Here is an 11,303-nt window from a genome sequence, read left to right as displayed (position 1 = left end):
CCGACTCGCGTCCGAACCCGGGGTGCTTTGGGAGCCTGGGGGTCTGGGTGTCTTTACCGGATTTTGAAGTAAATGCGCTAGTGTTCACTCATTTATTGTTTTCGGCATATTTCGACCTTTCACGGGTTCGTTCCAAAGCTTTCGTTCGCAGCCATTGCAAAGCTGTCGGCTGCACAACGCGAACCCGGGAATGGAAAACAACTCCACGCGGTAACTGCGACCGTCCTACGGTCGAAAAAGATCGCTTGTGGTGTCGAGGTTCAAAACTCGAAGTCCATCGCTCGTTACGAACGATGGAGTCCGGCACCGACCACAAGACACTTTTTCGTTCGCACCGGAGCCGCTCCAACGCAGGCGGGGTCAGTCACACACCCTTGGATGCACAAGACCAGTTACAGGCCGCGGGATGGCTGAACGGGGGCGTTTGAAGAACAGGCCGTGACCCATGGGAAATACTGCGAAAGCAATAAACGCGCGAACACCAGCGCATTTACCTCAAAATCGCGCGAGAGACACCACCCCCCGCTGTCACAATTACCATGGAGTCGGGCGACGCGACGGCTAGTCCCGTTCTGCGGCGACGGCCAGTTGAAGCCTAGTGGACATCCTTGGAATTCATGTCGATGGTGATCATGAAGCCGTTCGTCCCTTTGAACTCGAACGGCTTGGGGCCGACCCGGTAGGCATGGGACTCCGTAGGCATCAGGATAAACCCATCGTTTCGGGCCGCGCCAAAGTACTTGAGATTCTTGATGACCGTCTGGTCGCCGGTCATCGACGTAGGATTGTGCACCAGGATTATTTCGCCGGCCTTGCCGCCATCGAGACGCGCTTCCGCGCGCTCTTTCGTGGCCTTCCACTCGACGGGAGCATCCTTGCCCACCGTGAAGGAGCCCCATTTCCAGGGATAGATGTGCCCGGGGCCCAAAAGGATGCCAGCAACGGCATCGCGCTGTTCCTTCGTGACCGAGGGCTCGAAGGTCACCTCGGCCCACTCCGTCTGGTTGTCTCCAAAGTCGTCACCCAGGTCACCGGCGATCCAGAACTTGATCCCATCCAGCTTGACGGTGCCGTAACTTCCCCGGTTGACGTGGTAACCCATGTTGAACTGGCAGTAGTGCTCGCCGCCGCCGTGACCTTCGTGCTCGGGCGACGGCTTCGTGCTGAAATAGCATGGACAGAACATGGAGCAGCTGCAAGCCTCGATAATGGTGGCGTTGATGGCCCACGCCGGCGTGGCGGGTTTCGGCTGCTGGGCAAGCACAACAGCCGCACCCAGCCCAGCCAGGACGATCACGAGACTGACTGATAGCAGGACAGGTCCCTTGAGACGCTTCATTTCGACTCCTCCTTCGATGTCCTTGACGGTTTAACATGCAGCGCAATGCCGGGGAGGTCGGCCGCCTGGAGCGTACCGCGCGACGAGCTTGCGCGCAAGCCGACGGCCTAGGTCGGCCGGCATCGGGGTGAGGGTGGCCCGGCGCAGGATGCGGGACGTTTTGCAGTAAGAGCGAACCAACTGCTGGCAGCGCAAACAGCCGCCGACGCACGATTCGACCGCGAAGACGGGGCTGACAGGGGGAAATGTGATGGCCTGGGACGTGAGAGGTAAGACCGCGCTGGTCACCGGCGCGACCAGCGGCATCGGAGCTGAGGCCTCCATTCAGCTGGCCAGGGGCGGCGCCCGGGTCATCATCACCGGGCGGGACCGAGCCCGCACCGAATCCGCCCTCGCCGACATCGTCGCGAGGAGCGGCTCGAAAGATGTCTCGAGCCTGATCGGCGATTTCTCCTCACAGGCGGCGATTCGCGAGCTGGCGGCGGCCGTCCAGAGAGGCCACGACCGCCTCCACATCCTGGTGAACAATGCGGGCGGTGTGAACCGGACGCGGCGGTTGACCGCGGAAGGGATCGAAGCCACCTTCGCCGTCAACCACCTGGGCCCGTTCCTCCTGACGAACCTCCTCCTGGACCTCCTCGTGCGCAGCGCGCCGGCGCGCGTGATCACCGTCGCTTCGATCGGCCACCGTCAGGGCAGCCTCGATTTCAACGACCTGGGCTTCGAGCGCGGCTATTCCATCATGCGGGCCTACGCGCGCTCGAAGCTCGCCAATGTGCTCTTCGCCGAGGAGCTGGCGCTGCGTCTCAAGGGCCGGGGTGTCACGTCGAACAGCGTCCATCCGGGCTCGGTGAACACGAACATCTGGTCCGGCGCGCCCCCCTGGGCGAAGCCCTTCATCGCCCTGTTCCGACCCTTTTTCATCAGCGCCGAGAAGGGCGCGGGCCACGTCGTGGCCCTGGCCACGCGCCCCGATCTCGACGGTGTCACGGGAAAGTATTTCGAGAAAGAGAAGATGGTGGAGCCGGCACCGCTGGCCCGGGACATGGCTCTAGCCCGACGCTTCTGGGAGGTGAGCGCCTCGTTGGTGCACCTGCCCGCATCGCAGGGCGCCCTCCGCCCTGGCCCGTGAGCCGGAGCGAAGAGCGCCCTGATATCCGGATCACCTACCCGACCTGCAGGCGGAGGGACATGCCGGCTTTCTTGTGGCCGTGCACGGGACAGTAGACCTCGTAGGCGCCGGTCTTGAGGTCCAGCTTCAGCGTCTTCGTCTGACCTGCATCCACGCCAGGCTCGATTTCCATTTCCATCCCTTTTCCTTCGATCTCGAAGCGGTGAAACATCGAGCCGGCATTGGTCACCCTGAACAGGGTCGGGCCGGGAGCCAATCGGAGGGGCATCTCGATCTTGTACTCGGTCAACCGGACCTCCACCGTTCGTTCCACGCCGCTCTCTCCAGCCGAAGTCCGAGCGGGAGCCACGAGGAACAGCACTCCGGCCGCGAGGATCGTCAGAATCGTCTTGTAGCTCATGGCCGCCGTGCGGGAAGGATGCCGGGAAACGGAGGCCGTTTCCCCGGATCTCGATGCCAGGAGGGAATCCAGCGAGAACGACCCGGCCCCCACCAGCAGGAGAAAGATGCAGCCGAGCAGCATCGAGAAATCCAGGCGAGCTTCATGGGCCGCCTTCCAGAATCCCTGTTCGAGCAGGAGCGGGATCTTGCTGGAGGTGATGGCCACGATCATGTTGATGATCATCGGAATCGCCGCCAGGCGGGTCATCAGCCCCAGGATCAGGAGAATCCCGCAGCCGATCTCGAAAACCCCGTCGAAGGGAGCGAAGAAGGCCGGCACGGGGATTCCGAGCTTGATGAAGCGGCCGACGCCCAGCTCCCCGGGATTGAGGAACTTCAGAATCCCCTCCAGGAGGAACACTCCCCCGATGATGGCGCGCGGCAGCAGCGTGGCCGGCGGCGCGGTGCTGAAGGCGAGGCGCTGGATGGCGTTGCTGTTCATCCGATTCTGACTCATGACAGGACCTCCATTTGAAGTGGACGTTGCAGTGGATATTCAGGACTCATCCCTGGAGACTGAAGTCCCCCCCTGCTTAGTCCCGGAAAAGCTGCCTTTGGGGCCAGGGGAATAAAAAACTCGGAGGGCGGGTCTCCTCTTGTGGGGGCGGCAGGTCGATCCGGGAATCCGCGGGAATTCAGCCGCACTTGAGCGGCAGGATCACAAAGTGGGCCGATCATTTCAGAGTGTGATAGCGTTTCGCCTCACCTGGGGCGGAACGACTCGCCCGGCAAGCTGCGAGGGTGCAACGCTCCATGGACCCGGCCGAGCTGAAAAGGTTCGAGCGCACCTTCCTGCCCCACATGAGCGCCGCCTACAACCTGGCGCGCTGGCTGACCCGCAGCGATCAAGATGCCCAAGACGTCGTCCAGGAAGCCTACCTGCGTGCCGTCCGCTTCTTCGGAGGATTCCGCGGCGGCAACAGCAAAGCGTGGCTCCTGTCCATCGTGCGCAATGCGGGTTACACCTGGCTGCAGCGATCCCAGGCGCATGGAACCACCGTTTCCTTCGATGAGCAGCTGCATGACGTCGAGGACAGGAGCCAGGGTCCCGAGATGGAGCTGCTCCAGAGGGCCACGCGGCAGGATCTTCTGGCGGCGCTCGAAGCCCTCCCGGTGGAGTTCCGGGAAACCCTGGTCCTGCGCGAGCTTGAGGGGCTGAGCTACAAGGAGATCGCAGAGGTCGGCGGACTGCCGATCGGAACGGTCATGTCGCGCCTGGCCCGCGCCCGGCGGATTTTGGGGCAGGTCTTGAGCGAGCGTGGTACGAAGGAGGATTGAGGTGGCCTGCCCGGAGAAAAGCGACCTCATCGAAGCTTACGCGGACGGCGAGCTCGATCTCGGCTCCAGCCTGGAGATCGAGCGGCATCTGGCCGACTGCAAGGATTGCGCGGCGGTTCTCGAGGGGCATCGGGCTTTGCGATCGGCCCTCGGTACCGCTTCCCTCTACCATGACGCCCCTGCGCAGCTGAGCTCGCGCGTCCGCGCGGCGGTGCGCAAGCAGGAGAAGGTGTTCGCCGCGAGCCCGTTTTTTGGCTGGCGCTGGCTCGCCGTCGCGGCTCCCGTCATCTCGCTCGTGATCCTGGGCTGGTCGCTGGTGACGGTCTCGAGGATGCCTTCGTCAGAGGATCTGCTGAATCAGGAGATCGTATCGGCCCACGTCCGATCGCTGATGGCGGCCCACCTGACGGACTTCCCGTCCTCCGACCAGCATACCGTCAAGCCCGCCTTCAACGGTCGGATCGATTTCTCGCCGGAGGTCAAGGATCTTGCAAGCGAGGGATTCGCCCTGATCGGGGGACGCCTGGATTACCTGGACCGCAGGCCCGTGGCGGCCCTCATTTATCAGCGCCGCAAGCACCTCATCAACCTGTTCATCTATCCGGCGGAAGACGGCGCCGGGGAGAGAGCCGTGGAGACGAGCCTGCGCGGCTACAACCTGATCCGCTGGACCCGGGCGGGCATGCGCTATGCCGCCGTTTCCGACCTCAACCTGGTCGAGCTGCGCAGCTTCCAGCAGGCCTTGCAGGAGTAGGGTGCGGACACCCAGGCGATGGCTGCTAGTTAGGGGGGCTCAACTGCTTCGGCGGCAGCGGCTTCGGCATCGGCTTGCGCGGCAGCATCTCGGGGCGCGTCGCGGCGTTGTAGACGAACGAGGCGACGATCGCGGAGGCCTGCATCAGGTCGCCTGGCTGCAGGTGGTCGTACTCGTCGATGTTGGAGTGGTGCGTGCGTGAGCTGTAGTCGAGCGGGTCCTGGATGAACTGGAAGCCGGGAAGCCCGACCGCTTCGAACGGCAGGTGGTCCGTCCCTCCGGTGTTCCGGATCGACAGCGTCTCCGCCCCCAGGTCCTCGAAGGGCTCGAGCCAGGCCTTGAAGATGGGGCGCACCATGTCGTTCCCCTGCAGGTAGACCCCGCGAATCTTCCCCGTGCCGTTGTCGAGGTTGAAATACCCTGAGAGCTTCGAGTGCTCGGGCAGGGCCTTCATCGTCACCATGTCGGCAAAATGCTTCTGCACGTAGGCCTCCGATCCGAGGAGCCCCTGCTCCTCGCCGGTCCACAGGACGAGGCGCACGGTCCGGTCCATCGGCAGGTTCAGCGTCTTGAGAATCCGCATCGCCTCGAGGACGACGGCCGAGCCGGCCGCGTTGTCGGTGGCCCCCGTTCCGGAGTGCCACGAGTCGAGGTGGGCGCCCAGCATCACGATCTCCGCCTTCTTCCTGCCGCCTGGGATCTCGGCGACGACGTTCGCGGCTTCCGGGGCGTCGTCGTCGAACCTGGCTTCCATGTCCAGCTCGATTTTCACCGGAATCTTCTTCGCGGCGAGACGGCACAGCCGGTCGTATTGCTCCGGCGCCAGCGAGATCTTGGGCGGCGGAATCGGCGCACCCGTCTCCCACGAGGCGCCGCTTTCCGCGAAGAGGATGCCGCCCGTCCCGCGAGTGTCGCCGGAGAGCACGGCCAGGGCCCCTTCTTCCTTCAGAAAAGCGTTCAGGCGGTCGCGGATGTGCCGCGTCCGGTTGCGCAATTCGGCGCGCACCGCGAAGGGCGCGGAATCCAAGAGCTGTCCGGCTTTCTTCGGATCCTCGGGCATGCTGATAATCGGCCACTCGAGGGGGGGCGCGACGTACAGCTCTTCGGCATCCTCCATCTCCTCCAGCGCCTTCTTGTCCAGCCGCGTCGACGGCACGTCGGTCGGCGGGGTGAGCTCCCGCGCTTCCGTCAGGAGCACGAACTTCCCCTTGAGTTTTCCCTTGTTCTCGGCGGCATATTTCTGGATGCGCGCCGCCAGCTTTGCCGGATCGAAGCCTTCGCGCCGCTCCAGCTCCTGCGCCGTGAACAGCGGCGCCAGGATGACATCGCCGCTCACCATTCCCTTGGTTCCCGAAGTCCAGGCGAGAGGCACGCCGGCGAGCGGGGCATAGGTCGGCTCCCGCAGGCTCATGGTGAAGTGCGACAGCGACCAGCCGCGGCCGAAGGTCCCCCACGGTTCGAGGCGCGCCGCCTCGATCCCCCAGGCCTTGAGCGATTTCACCGCCCAATCGGCGGCGGCGCGCTCGCCAGGCGAGTTGGTCAGGCGCGGCCCGTTGACATCGGTCAGATAGAAGAGGTGATCCATCACCTTCGAATCCTTGAAGGCCTCTTCCTTGATGCGGTGGACGGTCGCGAGATCGACCTTCTCCTCACCGGCACGCGCCGCGACGGGGAGGATAGCGATCGAGAGCATGGCGAAGCGCAGAAAGCTCCTGGAGCGTCTCATGGTGATCATCCCTGTGGGGTTGGACTGCGGAGTATGGCGCCTCGCCTCGGCCGCTGTCAACGCGCGCCGGGCGCGAGGGTCACGGCGTCGCACCCGGTTTCAGGAGTGAGGGCCAGTTCGTGACAAGAGTGATCATCCGCGGGCCGTCGGCGGGGGCTTCGAGGTTCATGAGAAAGCTCCGGCCATCAGGGGCGACGTCGAACTGGGTGACGACGGACAGGTCGAACATATCGCCCGGTATGCCGAACAGCGGCGTCGCGGGGGCGCCGTCGAAAGCCGCCCCGGGGCGCACGGCGACCGACATGACCTTCGCGTCGGCGGAGACGAAGAAGAGCTCCTTGCCGTCGGGGCGCCATACCGGCGCTGAGCCGCCATCGCTGGAGATGCGCCACTTCCCTCCCGGCGGATGGAATCCCCGCACGTAGACTTCTGTCCGCCCCGATTCGTCCGAGCTGTAGGCGATCCATCTGAGATCGGGGCTGAACCTGGCCTGGCGCTCGGCGTACGGGGTTACCAGCCAGGGCTCGGATTTCTTCTCATCCACCGAGAAGATCATCAGGTCGGTGTTCGAGAAGATCCCGTTCTTGCTGGTCTGGTAGAGGATGAACTTCCCGTCGCTCGACCAGTCGCTCGGCAGGTTGTCGGCTTCGTTCGACAGGAGCGTCTCGATCGAGCCCGTGCCATCGGAAGACACGGTGAACAGGTCGTTGCGACTCGGGAAATTGCCGAAAAAGAGGATGCGACGGTCGTCGGGCGACCAGATCGGGGAGGACTCGTTGCGTGGATCGAAGCTGAGCCGCGTGGCGATGCCGCGTTCGCGATCCTGGACCCAGATGTCGCCGCTGTCGCTCGTGGCCTCGCTCTGATCGACGGCGATGCGCCTGCCGTCGTGGGAGACTCGCGGCGAGAAGTAGTTCCCCGGCTTGCCGGTCTTCTCCAGAACGGCACCCTGCCGATCGATCCAGGTGAGCTGTCTCGCCGGTATTCCCCCGCCGGGGAGGAAGGCCAGCATGCCCGTGTCGGTGACAGAAAAGACGTTGCTCGCATAGAAGCCGAAGTACTGGATGCCGTCCGCCAGGGTGACGGGGTCGCCGCTCACCTCGAGGTTCTTCAGATCAAATCGCTGGGCGCGCAGCGAGCCGTCCTTGGCGTAAATCAGATAGCCCGGGGGCACGTAGCGCGCGTTGGACAGAATGGGGAGGATCTTGCGCTCGTCCTTGCCTTCGGTCGTGGCCACGAAGATGCCGCTGTTCTCACCTCCCTCCCAGATTTCGTTCACGGTGTAGAGGAGATGCTTACCGTCGGGAAGAAGGCTCGGCTGGGAGAAGACTCTCTTGCCTTTCACGCTGCCGGCCGCCACCAGCACCTGCGGCTCCCCTCCCGCGGCGCTGATCCTCGTGATGGGGAGGTAGCGATCGGCGATGTAGAGGATCGATCCATCGGGGCTCCAGGAGGCTCCGAGGCAGATCCCCATGGGGGCCAGCACGTCGCTCTGTCCGCCGGCGAGATCGATCTTCTTCAGCTTGCCCCCGGCGTAAAAGCCGATCGACCGCGAGTCCGGCGACCAGAAAGGGCACTCCGAGCCCTCGGTCCCCGGCAGGAGCCTGGCCTTGCCGGAATCGAGCGGCCGGACCCAGATGCCGTTTCCCGCCGTGCCCCGGGCGACGAAGGCAATCTGCCGGCCATCGGGAGAGAGGGCCAGCGGCAGGATGTTCGACGGAAGAGCCGCGCCGACCGGCGCGGCGATGGAAGACACAACGGGGAATGGCGGCGGCTCCGTCCTGAAGAATCCTGCCGAGACCGCTGCCGCGGCTGCGGCCGCGGCAGCGATCGCGGCGACGGCGGCGATGACCCAGGCGAGGCGCTCGCGGCTACGGCGCGGTTCGCGGTGGCCGGCAGCGGCGGGGGTGCTCTCCGGGGCGGATGCTGCGCCTTCGGCGATGGCTTCGAGCTGGAGCCGGACATCGTGGGCGCTCTGAATCCGCTCGTCCGGATCCTTCTGGAGGCACTGCTTCACCAGCCTGTCGAGAGGGACCGGCGCGGCCGGCACCGTGGCGCGGATCGGCCGCGGCTCCTCCTTGAGGATGGAGGCGATGAGCGATGCCTGCGTCTTCCCCTCGAAGGCGCGGGTCCCGGTCGCCATCTCGTAGATCACGGCGCCGAGCGCGAAGACATCGCTGCGCGCATCGGCTTCCTTGCCGTCGAGCTGCTCGGGCGCCATGTACTGGAAGGTCCCGAGGATCGCTCCGCCAGCGGTCAGCGGGCTCAGCATGGTCGGCGAGGCGGTGAGGCTCGACGGGGCCGAGCCGATGCCCATCTCCTTGGCGAGTCCGAAGTCGAGAAGCTTCGTTCCCGCCTTGGTCAACATCACATTGCCGGGCTTCAGATCGCGATGGATGATGCCGCTGCGATGAGCGCGATCCATGGCATCGGCGATCTGGATCGCGGCGCGCATCAGCTCCGGGAACGGGAGCGGACCGCGCCTGAGCCGTTCGGCCAGCGTCTCCCCTTCCAGGTGCTCCATCACGAGGAAATCGGTCCCCTCGTGGTGCCCGATGTCGAACAGCGTGCAGATGTGCGGATGGTTGAGGCTGGAGACGGCGCGCGCTTCGCGCTCCAGCCGCTGCCTCAGCTCCGGCTGCGAGGAGAGATGTGCGGGAAGCACCTTGATGGCGACGTCACGCCCGAGGCGCGTGTCTTTGGCGCGGTAGACCTCGCCCATGCCGCCGGCGCCGAGCGGGCCGACGATCTCGTAGGGGCCGAGCCTTGTGCCGGGTTCGAGAGACATGTGCGTTACAGCGCTCCTTCGAGCAGGTAGATGTCGCCGGTGTCGGTGTCGCGCGTGTAGATGACCTGCCGGGAATCGGGCGACCATCCGCCGTTGTGCACGTGCCACTCGCCTTTGCCGTCGGTGATCGCCCGGGAAGGTCCTGCCGGACGCGGCAGTCCCCCCGAAGGCGCAGGAGCCAGCGGCAGGAGGAACAGGTTCATGTTGGAATGCGACAGCGCGGTGCAGTAGCTCACGCCGCTCCCATCGGGGGAAACCTGAATCTCGCCGAAGGGCGTCTTCAGGAGCACCGATGACTCGCCGGACTTGAGGTTGGCCACGCGCATTTCGGGCTCGGGGCCTTCCACGGCATAGATCACGTGGTCCGCATCCCGGTACCAGCCGAAATCGGAAACGTGATCGAGCACCTTGCGGCTCGCGCCGCTTTTCGGATCGACGAGGAAGAGGGCGTCTCCCTTTTCTCCGCGCGAGACGATTCCAATCGTCGCCCCATCCGGCGCCCATCGAGGGGATGCTCGCGTGATGGTCTGGCTCCCCGCCTTGCGCAGCGCTCCCTGCTCCACCGAGACGATCCACAGGCCGGCTTGTCCGTCCTGATCGGATACGAAGGCAATCTCCCGACTGTCGGGCGACCAGGATGGGTCCGCGTCCTGGGCCGGACGGTTCGTGAGCTGTCGCTCGCTGCCGGTCTTGCGGTCGATGAGCCAGACTTCGCCGTTCCCCGTGCGCGAGGACTCGTAGGCAATCATGCCGCCGTCCGGGGAAATCTGCGGCGAGAAGTTGTCCTGGGTGTGGAACGTCAGCCGCTTCTGCTCGCCCCCTTCCAGGTCCTGGATATAGAGATCCGTCTGGTGACTCGACTTGTCGTAGAGGATCCGGCCGTCGCGGGCAACCACCGGCAGATCGGGATTGTCGAGGGGAATGACCTGCCGCTTGTGTCCCGACGCCAGATCGGCCACCCAGATGCCGTCTGAGATCGGACTGTAGACGATCCGCTTGCCATCCGGCGCCCACGAAGGAAAGAGATAAAGGGACGACTCGCGCAGGATCTCCTTCGCCGGGCCTCCCGCCGCCGGCATCACCTGAGCGGAGCTGCCATTGCCGGTGGAATGTCCGAAGAGGATCTGAGAACCGTCCGGCGAGAAGCTGGCAGTGTAATCCAGGCTGCCGGGCTCCGGGTGGGTCAGCTGCGTTTCCTTGCGGCTGTCGAGCTCGAGCAGCCAGAGGCCCATGGCACCGGTCTCGTCCAGGCGCGAGAAAAGGAGCCGGCGTGCATCGGGCGACCAAGGACTCGACCCGAGGATCCCGAAAATCATGCTTGCGAGGGTCGGGATGCCGGTATCGGCCAGCTTCTGCACCTGCCCTCCCAGGGGCGGCACCAGGTAAATGCCAGTCTTGCCGCCGCGGTTCGAGGAAAAAGCCACCCAGCGGTTATCGGGAGACCAGCGCGGGGACACATCGTCGGAGGCGCTTTGAACCAGGGTGATCGGGTCGCCTCCCGCGGATGACACCACGAAGATGTCCATGGGCCCCTCCCGCGAGTGGCTGTAGGCGAAGAATCCGCCGTCCGGCGACCAGCTGCCCGCGCTCTCCACGCCCACCGACCCGGTCATGGGCCGCGTCTTCACATTCAAGGCAGGTTCCGGTGCGTGCGCGGGCTTGCGCAGAAAAAGGAAGACGGCCGCGATGGCCGCGACCAGGACCAGTCCCGCCGCCACCGTGAGCCAGGGGGTGCGGCGCTTCGCCATTTGAAGATCCATCGAGCTGCGCGATCTCGACGCGCTGATCGACTCCTCGATGTCCCCCGACTCGACCTCCTTCTGCAAACCTTCGAGCTCGTTGCAG

The 11,303-nt window shown here is 64.9% G+C and carries 8 protein-coding genes; 3 read left to right on the top strand and 5 right to left on the bottom strand.

All coding sequences use genetic code 11. The annotated features are described in order from the left end of the window. Window positions 1-595: 595 nt before the first annotated feature. Entirely contained in the window at window positions 596-1,339 is a 744-nt protein-coding gene (locus tag VFW45_09465; protein ID HEU5181010.1) for a DUF1326 domain-containing protein, read from the bottom strand. Between the two features lie 250 nt (window positions 1,340-1,589). Here VFW45_09465 and VFW45_09460 point away from each other — a divergent pair, with 250 nt between their 5' ends. Next, window positions 1,590-2,471, top strand: a complete 882-nt coding sequence (locus tag VFW45_09460) for an SDR family oxidoreductase (GenBank protein HEU5181009.1) — start codon at window positions 1,590-1,592, stop codon at window positions 2,469-2,471. Between the two features lie 34 nt (window positions 2,472-2,505). On the opposite strand, the gene VFW45_09455 is transcribed toward VFW45_09460, so the two are convergent. Continuing rightward, complete coding sequence (locus VFW45_09455) at window positions 2,506-3,369, bottom strand: DoxX family membrane protein (protein ID HEU5181008.1); 864 nt, start codon at window positions 3,367-3,369, stop codon at window positions 2,506-2,508. A gap of 296 nt (window positions 3,370-3,665) precedes the next feature. On the opposite strand from VFW45_09455, the gene VFW45_09450 reads away from it, so the two are divergent. Further along, on the top strand, window positions 3,666-4,190 hold the full coding sequence (locus tag VFW45_09450) for a sigma-70 family RNA polymerase sigma factor (protein HEU5181007.1): 525 nt from the start codon (window positions 3,666-3,668) through the stop codon (window positions 4,188-4,190). A gap of 1 nt (window position 4,191) precedes the next feature. Next, window positions 4,192-4,944, top strand: a complete 753-nt coding sequence (locus tag VFW45_09445; protein HEU5181006.1) for an anti-sigma factor — start codon at window positions 4,192-4,194, stop codon at window positions 4,942-4,944. A gap of 25 nt (window positions 4,945-4,969) precedes the next feature. On the opposite strand, the gene VFW45_09440 is transcribed toward VFW45_09445, so the two are convergent. From VFW45_09440 to VFW45_09430, 3 genes are all read right to left on the bottom strand, one after another. Further along, complete coding sequence (locus tag VFW45_09440) at window positions 4,970-6,670, bottom strand: M20/M25/M40 family metallo-hydrolase (GenBank protein ID HEU5181005.1); 1,701 nt, start codon at window positions 6,668-6,670, stop codon at window positions 4,970-4,972. A 79-nt stretch (window positions 6,671-6,749) separates the two neighbouring features. Further along, complete coding sequence (locus VFW45_09435; GenBank protein ID HEU5181004.1) at window positions 6,750-9,458, bottom strand: protein kinase; 2,709 nt, start codon at window positions 9,456-9,458, stop codon at window positions 6,750-6,752. A gap of 5 nt (window positions 9,459-9,463) precedes the next feature. Continuing rightward, the coding region (locus VFW45_09430) for a hypothetical protein (protein ID HEU5181003.1) at window positions 9,464-11,303 on the bottom strand (1,840 nt) is incomplete at its 5' end.

This window comes from Candidatus Polarisedimenticolia bacterium, assembly GCA_035764505.1.
Lineage (GTDB): Bacteria > Acidobacteriota > Polarisedimenticolia > Gp22-AA2 > AA152 > AA152.
The sequence above is the reverse complement of the archived record's forward strand: the minus strand, read 5'-3'. Positions and strand labels throughout refer to the sequence as shown.

Bases quoted from the DNA above. Each gene is read 5' to 3' on its own strand.
- VFW45_09465 (HEU5181010.1), bottom strand. From the start codon at position 1,339: ATGAAGCGTCTCAAGGGACCTGTCCTGCTATCAGTCAGTCTCGTGATC.
- VFW45_09460 (HEU5181009.1), top strand. From the start codon at position 1,590: ATGGCCTGGGACGTGAGAGGTAAGACCGCGCTGGTCACCGGCGCGACC.
- VFW45_09455 (HEU5181008.1), bottom strand. From the start codon at position 3,369: ATGAGTCAGAATCGGATGAACAGCAACGCCATCCAGCGCCTCGCCTTC.
- VFW45_09450 (HEU5181007.1), top strand. From the start codon at position 3,666: ATGGACCCGGCCGAGCTGAAAAGGTTCGAGCGCACCTTCCTGCCCCAC.
- VFW45_09440 (HEU5181005.1), bottom strand. From the start codon at position 6,670: ATGAGACGCTCCAGGAGCTTTCTGCGCTTCGCCATGCTCTCGATCGCT.
- VFW45_09435 (HEU5181004.1), bottom strand. From the start codon at position 9,458: ATGTCTCTCGAACCCGGCACAAGGCTCGGCCCCTACGAGATCGTCGGC.